This is a genomic window from Ideonella alba (assembly GCF_018069875.1).
GTDB lineage: Bacteria > Pseudomonadota > Gammaproteobacteria > Burkholderiales > Burkholderiaceae_C > Ideonella > Ideonella alba.
The window spans coordinates 1-14894 of the sequence record NZ_JAGQDF010000005.1; the positions used below are offsets into that span (position 1 = coordinate 1).

Here is a 14894-nt window from a genome sequence, read left to right on the forward strand (position 1 = left end):
CTTCCCATCGTGGCACTCAGTTGCCGTCTGCCGCTTCGCGGCTGGTCCGGGACGGGGAAGTCCCTTTCATTCGTTAGGCGGCGACAACACTGTCCTTCTAACTTCCCTCGCCATGAAGACGCAGTACTACACAGCCACAAGCCTTGATGGCTTCATTGCGACAGAGGAGGACTCGCTGGACTGGCTGTTCCCGCTTGGGGACATCAACGACACCGGCTACCCCTCCTTCATTGCCGATGTGGGGGCACTGGCCATGGGTTCAGCCACGTACATGTGGATGGTGCGCCATGCGGAGAAGGTGGCGGAGCAGGCTGGCTCGCCATGGCCTTACGAACAGCCCGCTTGGGTGTTCTCTCACCGCACCCTGCCGCCCATTGAGGGGGCTGACGTCCGCTTCGTTCAAGGGGATGTGCGGGCGGTCCACAAAGAGATGGTTCGCGCTGCAGGCGCCAAGAATGTCTGGGTTGTCGGTGGTGGGGATCTTGCAGGCCAGTTCTTTGACGCCGGGCTTCTGGACGAAGCCATTATTCAGGTCGCTTCGGTCACCTTGGGCAAGGGAAAGCAGCTCTTTCCACGTCGAGTCACCAGTCCGCCCTGGAAGCTCCTTTCCGTTCGCCAGGTGGGCACAGGCTTTGCGGAACTGCGCTATGAGCTCCCCAACCCACGCGCCGCAGTCGCCGCCTGACCGCTCGCTACAACCGACGCCCGCTGCCATGCCGGCGCTCGCGTCAGCTTCCCCGTCAAGTCGACAGTCCAGAGGCAGAGACTTCCTGGCGGCAGGTGCGGGTAGTGCACTCGCCTACGTACCATGCGTATCGCCCCTGTGCCCATGCCGCCAGACCCGCCGTTCAACCCTTGCCCGCTGCGGCCGGCAGAGTTGACTCCATTGTTGGGCGCCAAGCCGGTGCGGCGCCGGTCAGTTACACGCCAAGGACCGTGAAACCCATGCAACATCGAATCTCCGCCGGCGTCATCGTGGAACACGACGGTCGCTTGCTGCTTGTCCGCCACGTGAAGCCTGGCGCCTACGATTTCTGGGTGGCGCCGGGAGGCGGCGTCAAGGGCACGGAGTCCCTTGAGGAGGCGGCTGCCCGGGAGGCGCGCGAGGAGACCGGGCTGGAGGTCCACGTGGGTCGCCTGCTCTATGTGGAAGAGTTCTTCAACCCGGAGTGTCGGCACGTCAAGTTCTGGTTCGCTGCCCGCTTCATGGGCGGCCAGCTGAACTGGAGCCACCCTGACGCCGTGGCCGAACACATCACGCAGGCGGCATGGCATGAGCTGGATGCGCTTTCCGGGCTCACCGTCTTCCCGTCCTTCCTCACCACCCGATACGCCAGTGACCGTGCCGCTGGCTTTCAGCAGCCGGTTCGCTTGGCACTTCGGGAAATGACCTTCTGGTAAGGCAGGCCAGCGGTGTCTGAGCCGTTGTTCAAGGTGAGCGCCAAGGGCACGGCGGCTTGCCCGCGGGGCGCTGCCTGCCTATCCTCAGCCTCAGGGGCTGAGTGGCATGGCCGCGTCGGCTCCTGAGTTCGACAGCCAGGTCGCAGATTCGCTCCATGGACACACCAGACATCTTTCCCGATCGGCTGATCTCGGACCGTCTGCTCATCCGGCCGGCTGCCCCCGGTGATGGCGAGGCGTTCTACGCGGCGCTCATCGAGTCGCAGGCAGAGCTCTCGCCCTGGCTGGCCTGGACGTTTCCGCCGCCGTCGGTGGCCTTCTGTGAGATGGAATGCAGGAAGGCCCACGGCTGCTACTTGCTGGGTGAGGACCTGATGGTCTTCCTTTTCGAGCGAGGGTCAGGTCGGCTGGTGGGCGGTGGCGGCCTGCACAAGGCCGACTGGAAGCTTCGCAAGTTCGAGGTCGGCTACTGGTGTCGCACCGGACACGGCGGCCAGGGCCTGATCACGGAAGCCGTCCAAACACTCGCCGATCACGCCATGACGGTGCTGCGGGCCAACCGGCTGGAACTCAGTGTCGATGACAACAACCGGAAGAGCTGGCAACTGGCAGAGCGCGCAGGGTTCTCACTGGAGGGGCTGCACCGCAATGCCGGGTTCACGCCCCAGGGACGGCTGCGCCACCTGCGCATCTATGCCAAGATTCCTGCATGACCGCTGGCGACGTTTGACAGCCACAGGCCTGGCGCCCGGCCCGCGGGGCGCGCATCAGCCTCATCCGGCGCGGGACCAGGGCCCACCCGGTTCCGCATTGCAGGTCGTGCGTCAGGGACTGCAAGCCCTGCGGTTCAGGGTCCATGGTGCATGATCGGGCACCGGGCCGGTGGCGGATGTTGGCCGCGGGCCGGATGTCCTCAACACCAGGCGCTTCAGGAAGGGCACAGCCATGCCTCCCCCGAGTTCGTTCCCCGCTGAAGGTGGCTGCGATTGCAGGGCAGTGCGCTACCGCATGCAGACCGCGCCGCTGTTCGTCCACTGCTGTCATTGCCGCTGGTGCCAGCGGGAGTCTGGCGCGTCCTTCGCGCTGAACGCCATGATCGAGGCCGATCGGGTCACGCCACTGGGTCAGTCTCCGGAGTGGGTCGATACCCCATCGGAGAGCGGCAGCGGCTAGGTGATCGCCCGCTGCCCCCACTGCAAGATCGCTGTGTGGAGCCACTATGCCGGCGCCGGACCGCTGTTCAAGTTCATTCGGGTGGGCACGCTCGACAACCCGGACCTGCTGCCGCCGGACATCCACATCTTCACGGCATCCAAGCAGCCCTGGGTCGTGCTGCCCGTGGGTGTTCCGGCCGTCACGGCCTACTACGATCGCGAGCACCATTGGCCACCTGAGAGCCTGGCGCGGCGGCAGGTCCTGCTGCCGCAGATCGAGGCCTATCTGGCCGCCAGACAACGCTCGGCCTGAGGCCCCGCAGGCGCTTGCTGTCACCGCCAGGGCACCTGGCCTGGCTGCTGGCCGTGGTGCACCATGCGTGCCACCGGCCAATCGCCAGGCGCCTGCTGCTGGCTCGGCGGCAACGCTCTTCGCCCATGACGCACGATCCGTCGAACATCGCCCGGGCGCGCAGTGAACGAAACGCGCCATGGACCAGGGTGGACATGCGTGCCAGGGCTGCGTGGCAAGCTTCGTCCCCATGGAGCGCCACGGCGCGAAGCTGCACGATCCAGGGCCCGGTCGATGTCGCGCATGCTCAATCGTCGTCAGGCAGGCGGCGACAAGGTTCCGCAGCCGATGAACGAGGAAGCACCCATGAAGACACTGACTTTCGACATCACGGTCCGCGCGCCACGGTCCACGGTGTGGGCCACCATGCTCGACCCGGCGGGCTACCGGGCCTGGACGTCCGCCTTCGCGCAAGGCTCGCACTTCGTCGGTTCGTGGGACCAGGGCGCCAAAATCCTGTTCCTCTCACCGTCGGGCGATGGGATGGTGTCGGAGATCGCCGAGCACCGACCGGAGGCGTTCGTCCGCATCCGGCACCTGGGCATGATCGAGAACGGCGTGGAGGACACGACCAGCGACAAGGTGCGCGCCTGGGCGCCCGCCGACGAGACCTACCGCCTGCTGGATGTGCCGGGTGGCTGCCAGCTGGTTGTGACGCTGGACACCGCGGCCGAGTGGGAACAGTACATGCTGGACAGCTTTCCGAAGGCGCTGGCCCTGCTCAAGGGACTGTGCGAGCGGTAGCCTGCCGGGCAGGCCTCACGCGGCAACGACGACTGCCTGGCGCCGGCTCCAGCGGATGCTCAGGACTGAGGAACGGCCGCTGCCGAACTATCATGGCCGGGGTCCGTGCTGAGGCCGTCGTCGTGTGTGCGCGGCCGGGTTCCCACGACAGGTTGCAGGAGGCCATGTGGCTGCACCAGGTCCATCGTCCGCACCGCCCAGGCTCCTGGCCGGCGGCAATCCACAGATCGCCAAGGCCGACGGTGATGCACCGGTCCAGGCCTACCTCAGCGCCGTTCCCGGCTGGAAGCGCGGTGTGGCCGAGCGCCTCGATGCACTGATCTGCCAGGCCGTGCCCGGCGTCAGCAAGGCCGTGCGCTGGAACTCGCCGATGTACGGGATGCCGGGCCAGGGCTGGTTTGTCAGTTTCCACGTCTTCACCGGTTTCGTGAAGCTCACCTTTTTCAAGGGCACGTCGCTGCGTCCGCCTCCGCCCGGTGGCAGCGCCCAGGAGGCCCGGTGGATCAACCTGGTGGAAGGTGCCCTGGATGAGGAGCAGGTGCTGGCGTGGGTCCGCCAGGCGGCGGCCCTCCCGGGCTGGGGCAAGTTCTAGCGTCGAACTCCGACGCGGCCAAGCCGCCCCCGCCCCCCGGGACGGTGCCTCATGCGGTCCCGATGGCTGTCCCGAGGGTTGACGTGGCGCTCAAGGTGCTGGGCGCCCTCTGCCTTCGCAACGTGGGTGTGCAGATCTTCCCGGGCGTGAGACTGGCCGGGAGGCGGTACACCATGGCGCCCGTGGATGCCAAGGCCGCCGTGGCGCGTGGCGGCCTGCCGCGTTGGGCCGTGGGGGCGGTGGCATGCAGGCTTCTTGCGCATAGCCCAGGCGAAGGCGCTCCGCCCTGGGCCGTGGTGTGCAGACCATGGCCTTGGATTCGAGCGACGCGCCACCCGGCATCAGATGGTCTTCAGTTCCGACGCCCACAGTGGACGCACAGTCAGCGTCGACTGGAACCTGTCGGAAGAAAGGATGGACCATATGTTCGCGAACACAGTGTGGGCATGGGGCCTCGTTGCGGCCCTGTTCAGCATGGCGGCCTGGGCGGCGCAACCCCGCTCGGACGATCAGCAGGCGCACGGTGCGCGCACAGCCTGGCAGCAGGTGCCGGTGGAGACACGTCCCGGCGATGCGGCCCATGGGTGGCGCTATTTCGTGCAGCCGGGGGAACACCGCGCGGTGGTGATCAGCCCCAGCGGCGACTATTTCTACAGCCAGGGACAAGGCCTGGAGCGCGTGTTCACGGCCAGCCGTGCCGGATGAGCCGCCAGCGCGCCCGCCGGTGTGGCCCAGGCTGGCGCGCGGGCCTGGCGCGTGGTCGAATCACGGGCCGGGCTCGCTGAGCAGCCCCCAGGCCCGGTGCCTGCCCCCGACGGCAGGCCGTCGCCGATTCCCCACCGACCCGCCACCATGACCGAGCACCGCCTTTTCGCCATGCCCTTCGCCGCCGTGTACCCGGCCTATGTGAACAAGGCCGAGCGCAAGGGGCGCACCCGGGCCGAGGTGGATCAGGTGATCTGCTGGCTGACGGGCTACGACGCTGCCGGCTTGCAGGCGCGCATCGATGACCGCTCGGACATCCGCAGCTTCTTCGCCGGTGCGCCGGCCCTGCATCCGAACAGGGCCCTGATCACGGGCGTGGTCTGTGGCGTGCGGGTCGAGACGGTGCAGGACCCGCTGATGCAGCAGATCCGCCAACTGGACAAGCTGGTGGACGAACTGGCCAAGGGCAAGGCGATGGAGAAGGTCCTGCGTGCCTGAGGCGGGTCTTCGGGCTCCGGCTGACGGACGGCCGCACACTGCACACTGCACAATGCCGGGGTCGGCCGCGGCGCCCTGCCAGGCCATCCAAGCCCGATCCGGGCACTGCGATCCATGCGTGTGCACATCACCGGCGCGTCTGGCAGTGGTACCTCGACCCTGGGTGCAGCCCTGGCCGCCGAGCGGTCGATGCGGCACCTGGATGCCGACGGCTACTACTGGCTGCCCACCACTCCGCCGTTCCAGACCAAGCGCGACCCGGCCGACCGCCTGGCGCTGCTGCGGCGCGACCTGCTGTCGGGCGGGGACGTGGTGCTCAGCGGCTCGATCGTGGGTTGGGGTGCCGAGCTGGAAGATGCTTTCGACCTGATCGTATTCCTGTACCTGCCAGCTGCGCTGCGGGTGCAGCGGCTGCGGCAGCGGGAGATCGAGCACCTGGGCCAGGCCGACGAGGCCTTTCTGCGCTGGGCGGCGCAGTACGACGAGGGCCCGCCGGAGGGCCGCAGCCTGGCCAGGCACCAGGCCTGGCTGGCACAGCGCGCGTGTCCGGTGCTGCGTCTTCAGGCCGACGAATCCGTGGCGCAGCGTCTGGACCTGGTGCGCCGCGCCTGGCCGAGCCAGGCCATCCGGCCTGGGGCCTGAGTGCAGGATGCCCTTGTGCGTGAGTGAGGAGACACCATGGCTGCCGGTTACTCAGGAACGCCGCTGCTGAAGAAGCTGGGCATCACGGCCAGCACCCGCCTGGTCGTGCTGGAGCCACCCCCCGAGCTGCCGTCACTCTACGGGCCGCTGCCCGAGGGCACCCAGTGCCAGCCGGCGGTGACCACCAGCACCACGCTGGTCCATCTGTTCGTGACCCAGCGCGATGCGCTGGCGCAGACGCTGGCCGAGTTGCGTGCGTCGCTCCAACCCGACGCGGCGGTGTGGGTGTCCTGGCCGAAGAAGGCGTCGAAGGTGCCCACCACCGTCACCGAGGACGTGATCCGCGAACTGGCGCTGCCGCTGGGGTACGTGGACATCAAGGTGTGCGCGGTCAGCGAGGTGTGGTCCGGCCTGAAGCTGGTGGTACGCCAGGCCTTGCGCGGCCCGGCGGCCGGGTGAGTTTGGACGCCAGCACGGCGCGGATCATCGGCCAGGCTCTTGGCTGGCGGCCCGGATGCGGTCATCATGGCGCGGGCATGTCCCGCCCGGTTCCTGGCTCTCGCTCAGATCGAACGATGCAACGTCGCACCGCGCTCACCACCGCACTGACCAGCACACTCACCGCCACGTTGGCAGCGACCCTGCCGGGTGTCGCTCGGGCGCTGTATGACCCGCGACCGCATCCCTTGCTGGCGGCGGCCGTGGGCGCATGGGCGGGCACGCTGACCTACCTGGACTGGAGCCGTCCGGACACGCGGGTCACGCTGCCCTGCCAGCTGTCGGTGTCGCTGGCGGCGCCGCAGGAGCTGGCGCTGTTCTTCGAGTTTGACGACGGCCCCGGCAAGCGGGTGTACTCCTACGAGCGCATGGCCTTTGACTTTGCAGCGCAGGCGCTGGTGTGGTCCACCGGCATTGCCAAGCCCGGCACGTCCCAGCACCGCATCACCCGTGCCGAGGCGGGCGGCGAGGGCAGTCAGATCGCCTTCGAGCGTGCCGTGGACGACCGCATCGACCGCCATGTGCTGGCGGTGGTCCCGAAGACACTGGCCTGGTCCAAGACCGAACACGCGGCCTCGGGCACGGCCACGCTGCGCAACGCCTATGCCCTCCAGCGTGTCGGATCCTGAACGCTGTCAGCGCTGCTGCGGGGCGAGGCACGCATGCTGATGCACCTGGTCCAGGCGCTGCTGGCGGGCTGGGTGCTGTACAGCCTGTGGCGCGTGGTGGCAGCGCCGCGCCATGCGGTGCAGGTGGGCACCGCGCTGGGGGCGGCCTGTCCTGCGGAAGCGGCCTTCCAGGTCTACATGGGGGTGCGCGAGTTCTACCTGGCGCTCAGCCCGGCCCATCTGAAGTACGAGATGCGGGGCGAGCACCTGGGCCCCGACACCGTGATCGATGTCTGGGAGCAGGCGGGCTTCCAGCGGGTGCAGCACCAGTACCGGGTGGCGGCGCTGGTGCCTGGGCGGCGGATGGACCTGGTGTCCGAGCAGAGCCAGGTCCGCGTGCTGGGTCTGTTCCGCAGCACCTCGCGCTCGGAGGTGAGCTTTCGTTTTGATCCGGATGGCCCGGCCGCCTGCCGGCTGGGGCTGAGCATCTGCATCGTCTTTCCGAATGCCTGGCGCCACTTGCTGGCGCGCCTGTTCTTCACCCAGGCCATCTGGCAGCGCCACGCCGAGCAGGAGATGCAGGCACTGGCGCGGGTGATCGAGCAGCGCTACCAGACCGCCCCGGCTACCGCGGCGTGAGGCGGCCCGGTCCGGGCCACACCACCGTGGCCACACTCTCGCGCGGCAGGCGCAGCGTGGTGCTGCGCCCGTTCAGGCGCAGCGTCAGCCAGCGGTCCTCGGGTGCCGAGTTGCACAGGGCCAGCACCACCGAGCCGTCATCGGCGTTGCGAAAGGCCACGTTGTCGATGCCGTCGCCGCCGGGCGAGCTGCCGATGCGCACCGCCCCCGGCCGCACCCAGCGGCTGACGTGGCCCAGCGCGTAGTACTCCAGGTTGCGCGTGATTGCACCGGTGGCGGGGTCGATGCTGACCACCCCGCGGCAGTCGGGGCAGCCGCCCAGGTGCGGGCCGCCCTCGTCGTCCAGCGCCAGGTTCCACATCAGCACGCCGCGCGCCCAGTGGCGGATGCTGCCGATCACGACGTTCCGCATCATCCACGGCAGGGTCTCCGGCCAGTGGGGCTTCCAGCGGCCGCCGGAGCACTCGGTGAACCAGGTGTCCTTGTCCGGATGGGCGTTGCGCACCACCGACTGGGCCTGCGCATCGCCGGCGTAGCAATGCCAGCCCACGCCGTTGACGAAGCGGCGGGCCTGGGCATCGGACAGCATCTCCAGCGGCGCCTGCGGCTGGTCCCAGTTGTGGTCCCATTCGATGATCTGCACCGGCGGCTGGCGCCCGGCCAGCAGCGGGCCCAGGTGCTGGCCCACCAGCGCGGCGCGGTCCTGTGATTCGATGCGCATGCCGGGGTAGTCGCCGGGCTCGAAGTGGGGCTCGTTCTGCACCGACAGCGCGAAGATCGGTACGCCTTCGCGGGCCATCTCGTCCACATAGCGCACCAGGTAGCGGGCGAACACGCCGTGCCGGTCGCGCCGCAGACGGCCCTGGATCAGCGAGTCATTGGTCTTCATCCACCCCGGGGCGCTCCAGGGCGAGGCCATCACCTGCAGGCGCGGGTTGATGGCCAGGGCCTGGCGGGTGACGGGGATCACATCGGCGCGCTGGGGCGCCAGCGAGAAGCCGGCCAGCGCCTCATCGGTCTGGCCGGGCGGCAGGTCGTTGAAGCTGTAGTGGCGGGTGGAGAAGTCCGAGGCGCCAATCGTCAGGCGGGTGAGCGAGAAGCCCAGCGCCGCACCCTGGCGCCCGAACAACTCGCGCAGCAGGGCGTCACGCCGGGCCGGGGGCAGAGCCATCAGCAGTTGCGCCGAAGCGTCGGTGATGCTGGCCCCCAGGCCGCTCATGGTCTGGAAGCGCTGCGCGGGGTCGATCTCGATCAGCTGGCCACGCGGCGCAGTGGCAGCGCGCAGCGGCGGCTGCGGCTGCATCAGCTGCAGGCCGTCGCCACTGGTGACCCAGGCCTGCGGCGCGGCCTGGGCCGGTGCGCCCAGCCCGAGTGCGGCGTACAGCAGGGACAGTGCGAGCAGCTGCTTCATGCCATGGCCTTCGGGCTGGGGGCGGCGCAGTGCTGGGCGATGAACTCGGCATGGCTGGGCATCACCTGCACACAGCGGCCGATCACCTGCTCCACGCCGTCCACGAACGCCTGCACCTCGGCCAGCGGACGCTGGGCGGCCAGCGGGTGGTAGGCGCGCGGGCGCATGCGCTGGCCGTACATCACCTGGAACCAGCTGGCCTCGGCGAACAGCTCGTTGCCTTCGCGCACCACGCGGCCGTTGCTGAGGAACAGGGCCATGCGGTGGCGCAGCGATTCGGGCACCTCCATCGTGCGGCAGTGGTTCCAGAACGGCGAATCGGTGCGGTCGGTGGCGTGGTAGTGCAGGATCAGGAAGTCGCGGATGCGTTCGTACTCGTAGCGGGTCTGGCGGTTGTACTCGGCGATGTCGGCGCTGTCGAAGCCGGCATGCGGGAAGAACTGGATGATGCGGGTGATCGCGGTCTGGATCAGATGGATGCTGGTGGACTCCAGCGGCTCCAGGAAACCGCTGGACAGACCCACCGCCACGCAGTTGCGGTCCCAGAAGCGCAGCCGCCGGCCGGTGACGTAGCGGATGGTGCGGGGCTCGGCCAGCGGCTCGCCGTCCAGGTGGTTCAGCAGGATGGACTGCGCCTCGTCCTCGCTCATGAAGCGGCTGCAGAACACATGGCCGTTGCCGATGCGGTGCTGCAGCGGAATGCGCCACTGCCAGCCGGCGCTGTGCGCGGTGGAGCGGGTGATGGGCAGCAGCGGCTCGACGCTGGCACAGGGCACGGCGATGGCGCGGTCGCAGGGCAGCCAGTGGCGCCAGTCCTCGTAGCCCACCATCAGCGTCTGCTCCATCAGCAGCGCGCGGATGCCCGAGCAATCGATGAAGAAGTCGCCGTCGATCTGCTGGCCGCTCGCCAGTGTCACGCCGGTGATGAAGCCGTCGCCGGGGCGCTGGTGCACGCGGGTGATGCGGCCTTCGTGGCGACGCACGCCGCGCTGCTCGGCAAAGCCGCGCAGGAAACGCGCGTACAGGCTGGCGTCGAAGTGGAAGGCGTAGGCGATGTCGGCCAGCGGCGAGCCGGCCATGTCGGCGCGGGGGCGCATGAAGCGCGCCTGCATCGGCGCGGCGGTGTTGATCGACACCGCGGCCAGGTCGCCCCCGCGGCCCTCGGCCTGGCGGCGCAGCCACCAGTGGTGGAAGGGCGTGCCGTGGTAGTCGTGGCCGATGGTGCCGAAGCCGTGGATGTAGCGGTCGCCCAGCTGGCCCCAGTTGACGAACTCGATGCCCAGCTTGAAGCTGCCCTGGGTGGCGCGGATGAATTCGTCCTCGTTGATGCCCAGGGCCTGGTTGAAGACGCGGATGTGGGGGATCGTGGCCTCGCCCACGCCGATGGTGCCGATCTCGTCGGACTCGACCAGGTGGATCTCGTGCAGCGGGCCCAGCAGGGTGGACAGGGCCGCGGCGGTCATCCAGCCGGCAGTGCCCCCGCCCACGATGACCACGCGGCGCGCGGGTTGGAAATGCAGTTCGCTCATGAGGATGCTCTCAGCAACGCTGGCCGGTGGCGGCGTCGAACACCGACGCCCCGGCCGCATGGATCGTGAAGCGCAGGCGCTGGTCCAGCGCCGGCAGCACCGGCAGCACCGGCTCGGACCACAGCGTGGCCAGTGGGCAGCCGCCCAGGTCCAGCCAGACCACCGCCTGGCCGCCCAGCGGCTCGACCAGTTGCACCGCCGCTTCGTGGGGGCCGTCGGCCTGCAAGCGGATCTGGTCGGCGCGCAGGCCCAGGTGCACGGCCTGGCCGTCGCGCGGCGGGTGGTCCAGCGTGGCCGGGTCCAGCAGCAGCTGTAGGCGCGAGGACACGAACGAGACCTGGCCCTGCGGACCCACGCGCAAGGTGCCCGCTTCGAAGGCCATGCCCGGCGAGCCGACGAAGCTGGCCACGAAGCGGTTGGCCGGGCGGCCGTAGACCTCGGCCGGTGTGCCGACCTGCTGGATGCGGCCCTCGTGCATCACCACCAGGCGGGTGGCCAGGGTCATGGCCTCGACCTGGTCGTGGGTGACGTACACCATGGTCGAGCCCAGCTGGCGATGCAGCAGCTTCAGTTCGCGCCGCAGCTCGGTGCGCAACTGGGCGTCCAGGTTGGACAGCGGCTCGTCGAACAGGAACAGCGCCGGCTCGCGGACCAGCGCGCGGCCGATGGCCACCCGCTGGCGCTGCCCGCCCGACAGCTGCGCGGGCTTGCGCTGCAGCAGCGGCTCGAGCTGCAGCAGGCGGGCCACGCGCTGCACGCGCTGCGCCACCTCAGCGGCTGGCAGCCCGGCCACGCGCAGCGCGAAGCCGATGTTGCCGGCCACCGTCATCGTCGGGTAGAGCGCGTAGGACTGGAACACCATGCCGATGCCGCGCTCGGCGGGGTCGGCGTCGGTCATGTCGTGCTCGCCGATCAGCACCTGGCCCTGCTGCACCTCGACCAGGCCGGCGATCGCGTGCAGCAGCGTGCTCTTGCCGCAGCCGGACGGGCCCAGCAGCACGATGAATTCGCCATCGGCCACCTCCAGGTTCAGGCCCTGGAACACCGGCGCGCGGCCGTGCCCGGCGGCCAGCTGACGCAGGACCAGGCGGCTCACTTGACGGCTCCGGCGGCAATGCCGCGCACGAACCAGCGGCCCGAGCCGAAGTACACCAGCAGCGGCACCAGCGAGGTCAGCAGCGTGGCGGCCATGTTCAGGTCATAGCGGCGCTCGCCGGTGCTGGTGTTGACGATGTTGTTGAGCTGCACGGTCATCGGTTGCCAATCGGGGCCGGCGAAGACCAGGCCCAGCAGGTAGTCGTTCCACACGCCGGTGACCTGGATGATGCCGGCCACCACCATGATGGGCAGCGACATCGGCAGCATCAGCTGCACGAAGACGCGCCAGAAGCCGGTGCCGTCCACCCGCGCCGCCAGGAACAGCTCGCGCGGCAGCGACAGGAAGTGGTTGCGGAACAGCAGCGTCATCACCGGCATGCTGAACACCAGGTGCACCACCACGATGGCCGGCAGCGTGCCGAACAGGCCGGCAGCGGCCAGCGTCTTGACCAGCGGGTAGATCATCACCTGCACCGGCAGGAAGCCGCCCAGCAGCAGTGCGCCGAACAGCCAGCCGGCGCCGCGCGGTTGCCAGTAGGACAGTGCGTAGCCGTTGAGCGCGCCCACCCCAATGGGCAGCAGCGTGGAGGGCAGGGCGATCGCCACCGAGTTCCAGAAGCCGCTGCGCACGCCGCCGCAGTCCACGCCGGCGCAGGCCTCGCTCCAGGCGGCCCGCCAGGCCTGCAGCGTGGGGGCGTCGGGCCAGGCCAGCGGGCTGCTGGCACGGATCTGGTCCATGTCCTTCAGCGAGGTGACCACCATCGCCCACAGCGGCAGCACGAAAAACAGTGCCGACAGCAGCAGGAAGGCGACCAGGCCCAGCCGGCCCACATCCAGACGGCGCATCAGGCGGCGGCGCGTCATGCGGCCTCCTGTCGGCGGGCGCGCCAGTACAGCAGCGGCGCCACCAGCACCAGCACGCTCAGCAGCATCAGCACCGCGCCGGCCGAGGCCAGGCCGATGTTGGCGCGGCCGAACAGGTGGTCCATGATGAAGCGTGCCGGCACGTCGCTGGCGTTGCCCGGGCCGCCCTGGGTCATGGCCACCACCGCATCGAAGAGCTTGACCACGCCGGTGAACAGCAGCACCGTGGCGGTGGCCAGTGACGGGCCCAGCGAGGGCAGCACGATCTGCAGCAGCACCCGCCAGCGCGGGATGCCATCCACGCGCGCGGCCTGCCACAGCTGCGGGTCCACGCCGCGCAGGCCGGCCAGCATGATGGCCATCACCAGCCCGGCCGCCTGCCAGGTGGTGGCGATGACCAGGGTGTAGATAACGCGGTCGGGGTCGATCAGCCAGTCGAAGCCTTCGCCGCCCAGCGCCCGCACGCCTGCCGCCACCGCGCCATCGGGCTGCAGCAGCCATTGCCAGACCAGGCCGGTGGCCACGAAGGACAGCGCATAGGGGTAGAGGAAGAGGCTGCGCAGCAGGTCCTCGGCGCGCACCTTCTGGTCGATCGCCACCGCCAGCAGGATGCCCAGGCCCAGGCAGGCCAGCATGAACAGGCCGCCAAACAGCGCCAGGTGCTGCAGGGACTCCATCCAGCGGGCATTGCCCAGCAACCGCTCGTACTGCGCGAGGCCGACGAAGTCGTCCACCGGCAGCGTGCGCGAGCTGCTGAAGGACACCCTCAGCGTCCACAGCACGGAGCCGCCGTAGGCCAGCAGCACGGTCAGCAGCAGCGGGCCCAGGGCGGCCCAACCGACCAGGGCACGGCGCAGTCGCTGGAGAGTCCGCGGGCGGGGCATCAACTGCGCAGTGCCGCGAGGATGTCGCGCTGCACCTTCTCGACCGGGATGTTGCGGTTCCAGTAGGTGGTCAGGATGTCCTGCAGCGCGCCGTTCTGGTCGGGGGTCAGGTAGAGCTCGCCGTTGCCCAGCTGGCGCGCCTTGTCCTTCATCGCCGCCACGCCCTGCTGGGCGCAGATGTCGAGCTTGCTGACGTCGACATCGGTGCGGATCGGGATCGACCCCTTGCGCAGGCTGAACTCCACCTGCGTGGCGGGCTGGGTCACCACATGGGCCAGCAGCTGCTGGGCCGGCTGCACACCGGGCGTCTTCTGGCGCGGGAAGACGAACACGTCGCCCTGGATGATGTAGGGCGCCTGCGGTCCGAAGCCGGGGATGCAGCCGTAATCGCGCCCGGCCACCTGGCGGGCCTGGGCGAACTCGCCCTTGGCCCAGTCGCCCATGAACTGCACACCGGCCTTGCCGCTGATCAGCATGGCGGTGGCGTCGTTCCAGTTGCGCCCGGGCGAGCCCTTGTCGACATAACCCTGCAGGCGCTTGAAGGTCAGCAGCACCTGGCGGAAGGCCTCGGAGTTGATGGCCGCGGGGTCGCGGTCGCGCAGCACTTTCAGGTAGAGCTCGCGCCCGCCCACATTGGTGAGCACCGCGGTGAAGACGGTGTTGTCCTGCCAGGCCTGGCCGCCATGCGCCAGCGGCACCAGGCCGGCGGCCTTGAGCTTGTCCAGGGCGGCGAACAGCTCTTCCATCGTGCGCGGCTCGGCGCTGATGCCGGCCTGCCTGAACGCCGCCTTGGAGTACCAGATCCAGGTGGGCATGTGGATGTTCACCGGCACCGCGTAGTAGTGGCCCTTGATGCGGATCGCGCTGAGCACGATCTCGGGCAGGAAGCGGTCCCAGCCGTCCTTCTGTGCCACCTCGTCCATCGGCACCACCAGGCCCTGCTCGACGATGTCGTGGAACTGCTTGGTGGTGTTGAACTGCGCCGCGGTGGGCGGGTTGCCGCCGATGATGCGGTTGACCGCCACCGCGCGCGCCTGCTCGCCCAGCGCCACCGCCATGTCCACCCAGACGCCGCCGGCGGCGCGGTAGGCGTCGGCCAGCGTCTTCACGGCCGCCGACTCGCCGCCCGAGGTCCACCAGTGGATGACCTCGGCGCGCGGGCCCGGTGCGGGGGAGGCCGCCGGGGCGGGGGGCGTGGGGGCGGCCTGCGGCGCCGCCATGGCCAGGGCCAGGGCGGCGGGCAGCAGGGAGCGGGGCAATCGGCGCATCGGCATG

At 69.4% G+C, this 14894-nt stretch carries 17 protein-coding genes and 1 pseudogene; 12 read left to right on the forward strand and 6 right to left on the reverse strand.

Translation table 11 applies throughout. The annotated features are described in order from the left end of the window. The first annotated feature begins 112 nt into the window (after window positions 1-112). From KAK07_RS09535 to KAK07_RS09590, 12 genes and pseudogenes are all read left to right on the forward strand, one after another. Window positions 113-685 carry a dihydrofolate reductase family protein gene (locus KAK07_RS09535; RefSeq protein WP_210860465.1) on the forward strand — a complete coding sequence of 191 codons (573 nt, stop codon included), beginning with the start codon at window positions 113-115 and terminating at the stop codon, window positions 683-685. A gap of 260 nt (window positions 686-945) precedes the next feature. Next, window positions 946-1401 carry an NUDIX domain-containing protein gene (locus tag KAK07_RS09540; protein ID WP_210860468.1) on the forward strand — a complete coding sequence of 152 codons (456 nt, stop codon included), beginning with the start codon at window positions 946-948 and terminating at the stop codon, window positions 1399-1401. Window positions 1402-1556: 155 nt separating this feature from the next. Next, window positions 1557-2114 (forward strand): GNAT family N-acetyltransferase, encoded by a 558-nt coding sequence (locus tag KAK07_RS09545; RefSeq protein WP_210860470.1) that lies wholly within the window; start codon window positions 1557-1559, stop codon window positions 2112-2114. A gap of 232 nt (window positions 2115-2346) precedes the next feature. Beyond that, a pseudogene (locus KAK07_RS09550) lies at window positions 2347-2868 on the forward strand (GFA family protein). A 273-nt stretch (window positions 2869-3141) separates the two neighbouring features. Then, the gene (locus KAK07_RS09555) at window positions 3142-3651 is read left to right on the forward strand and encodes an SRPBCC family protein (protein WP_210860472.1); all 510 of its coding nucleotides are present in this window, start codon (window positions 3142-3144) and stop codon (window positions 3649-3651) included. A 295-nt stretch (window positions 3652-3946) separates the two neighbouring features. Next, window positions 3947-4243: a DUF1801 domain-containing protein gene (locus KAK07_RS09560; RefSeq protein WP_310740716.1), complete on the forward strand. Its 297-nt coding sequence runs from the start codon at window positions 3947-3949 to the stop codon at window positions 4241-4243. A 345-nt stretch (window positions 4244-4588) separates the two neighbouring features. Then, window positions 4589-4948, forward strand: coding sequence for a hypothetical protein (locus tag KAK07_RS09565; protein WP_210860476.1), 360 nt, complete (start codon window positions 4589-4591; stop codon window positions 4946-4948). Between the two features lie 147 nt (window positions 4949-5095). Beyond that, window positions 5096-5446 carry a DUF2200 domain-containing protein gene (locus KAK07_RS09570; protein ID WP_210860478.1) on the forward strand — a complete coding sequence of 117 codons (351 nt, stop codon included), beginning with the start codon at window positions 5096-5098 and terminating at the stop codon, window positions 5444-5446. Window positions 5447-5560: 114 nt separating this feature from the next. After that, window positions 5561-6088: an AAA family ATPase gene (locus KAK07_RS09575; RefSeq protein WP_210860480.1), complete on the forward strand. Its 528-nt coding sequence runs from the start codon at window positions 5561-5563 to the stop codon at window positions 6086-6088. A 36-nt stretch (window positions 6089-6124) separates the two neighbouring features. Further along, on the forward strand, window positions 6125-6547 hold the full coding sequence (locus tag KAK07_RS09580) for a DUF3052 domain-containing protein (RefSeq protein ID WP_247664314.1): 423 nt from the start codon (window positions 6125-6127) through the stop codon (window positions 6545-6547). A gap of 116 nt (window positions 6548-6663) precedes the next feature. Continuing rightward, window positions 6664-7215, forward strand: coding sequence for a hypothetical protein (locus KAK07_RS09585; RefSeq protein ID WP_210860482.1), 552 nt, complete (start codon window positions 6664-6666; stop codon window positions 7213-7215). A 33-nt stretch (window positions 7216-7248) separates the two neighbouring features. Beyond that, window positions 7249-7833 carry a hypothetical protein gene (locus KAK07_RS09590; protein WP_210860487.1) on the forward strand — a complete coding sequence of 195 codons (585 nt, stop codon included), beginning with the start codon at window positions 7249-7251 and terminating at the stop codon, window positions 7831-7833. Here KAK07_RS09590 and KAK07_RS09595 read toward each other — a convergent pair. The 6 genes from KAK07_RS09595 to KAK07_RS09620 are packed head-to-tail and all read right to left on the reverse strand — an operon-like array spanning window position 7820 to window position 14893. Next, window positions 7820-9244 carry a glycoside hydrolase family 30 protein gene (locus KAK07_RS09595; RefSeq protein ID WP_210860489.1) on the reverse strand — a complete coding sequence of 475 codons (1425 nt, stop codon included), beginning with the start codon at window positions 9242-9244 and terminating at the stop codon, window positions 7820-7822. The two genes, KAK07_RS09590 and KAK07_RS09595, sit on opposite strands and share 14 nt — an antisense overlap. Next, window positions 9241-10773, reverse strand: coding sequence for a tryptophan halogenase family protein (locus KAK07_RS09600; protein WP_210860491.1), 1533 nt, complete (start codon window positions 10771-10773; stop codon window positions 9241-9243). Before KAK07_RS09600 ends, KAK07_RS09595 begins: the two co-directional genes overlap by 4 nt. Before the next feature lie 10 nt (window positions 10774-10783). Then, window positions 10784-11869: an ABC transporter ATP-binding protein gene (locus KAK07_RS09605; protein WP_210860494.1), complete on the reverse strand. Its 1086-nt coding sequence runs from the start codon at window positions 11867-11869 to the stop codon at window positions 10784-10786. After that, complete coding sequence (locus tag KAK07_RS09610) at window positions 11866-12735, reverse strand: carbohydrate ABC transporter permease (protein WP_210860496.1); 870 nt, start codon at window positions 12733-12735, stop codon at window positions 11866-11868. The genes KAK07_RS09605 and KAK07_RS09610 overlap by 4 nt, the downstream gene beginning before the upstream one ends. Then, the gene (locus KAK07_RS09615) at window positions 12732-13619 is read right to left on the reverse strand and encodes a carbohydrate ABC transporter permease (RefSeq protein ID WP_210860497.1); all 888 of its coding nucleotides are present in this window, start codon (window positions 13617-13619) and stop codon (window positions 12732-12734) included. Before KAK07_RS09615 ends, KAK07_RS09610 begins: the two co-directional genes overlap by 4 nt. Then, entirely contained in the window at window positions 13619-14893 is a 1275-nt protein-coding gene (locus KAK07_RS09620; RefSeq protein WP_375140997.1) for an ABC transporter substrate-binding protein, read from the reverse strand. Before KAK07_RS09620 ends, KAK07_RS09615 begins: the two co-directional genes overlap by 1 nt. Window position 14894: the final 1 nt, after the last annotated feature.

Coding starts and splice junctions, on each gene's coding strand:
- KAK07_RS09555 (WP_210860472.1), top strand. CDS start 3,142: ATGTCGCGCATGCTCAATCGTCGTCAGGCAGGCGGCGACAAGGTTCCG.
- KAK07_RS09610 (WP_210860496.1), bottom strand. CDS start 12,735: ATGACGCGCCGCCGCCTGATGCGCCGTCTGGATGTGGGCCGGCTGGGC.
- KAK07_RS09545 (WP_210860470.1), top strand. CDS start 1,557: ATGGACACACCAGACATCTTTCCCGATCGGCTGATCTCGGACCGTCTG.
- KAK07_RS09620 (WP_375140997.1), bottom strand. CDS start 14,893: ATGCCGATGCGCCGATTGCCCCGCTCCCTGCTGCCCGCCGCCCTGGCC.
- KAK07_RS09600 (WP_210860491.1), bottom strand. CDS start 10,773: ATGAGCGAACTGCATTTCCAACCCGCGCGCCGCGTGGTCATCGTGGGC.
- KAK07_RS09575 (WP_210860480.1), top strand. CDS start 5,561: ATGCGTGTGCACATCACCGGCGCGTCTGGCAGTGGTACCTCGACCCTG.
- KAK07_RS09535 (WP_210860465.1), top strand. CDS start 113: ATGAAGACGCAGTACTACACAGCCACAAGCCTTGATGGCTTCATTGCG.
- KAK07_RS09565 (WP_210860476.1), top strand. CDS start 4,589: ATGGTCTTCAGTTCCGACGCCCACAGTGGACGCACAGTCAGCGTCGAC.
- KAK07_RS09595 (WP_210860489.1), bottom strand. CDS start 9,244: ATGAAGCAGCTGCTCGCACTGTCCCTGCTGTACGCCGCACTCGGGCTG.
- KAK07_RS09615 (WP_210860497.1), bottom strand. CDS start 13,619: ATGCCCCGCCCGCGGACTCTCCAGCGACTGCGCCGTGCCCTGGTCGGT.
- KAK07_RS09540 (WP_210860468.1), top strand. CDS start 946: ATGCAACATCGAATCTCCGCCGGCGTCATCGTGGAACACGACGGTCGC.
- KAK07_RS09580 (WP_247664314.1), top strand. CDS start 6,125: ATGGCTGCCGGTTACTCAGGAACGCCGCTGCTGAAGAAGCTGGGCATC.
- KAK07_RS09570 (WP_210860478.1), top strand. CDS start 5,096: ATGACCGAGCACCGCCTTTTCGCCATGCCCTTCGCCGCCGTGTACCCG.
- KAK07_RS09590 (WP_210860487.1), top strand. CDS start 7,249: ATGCTGATGCACCTGGTCCAGGCGCTGCTGGCGGGCTGGGTGCTGTAC.
- KAK07_RS09585 (WP_210860482.1), top strand. CDS start 6,664: ATGCAACGTCGCACCGCGCTCACCACCGCACTGACCAGCACACTCACC.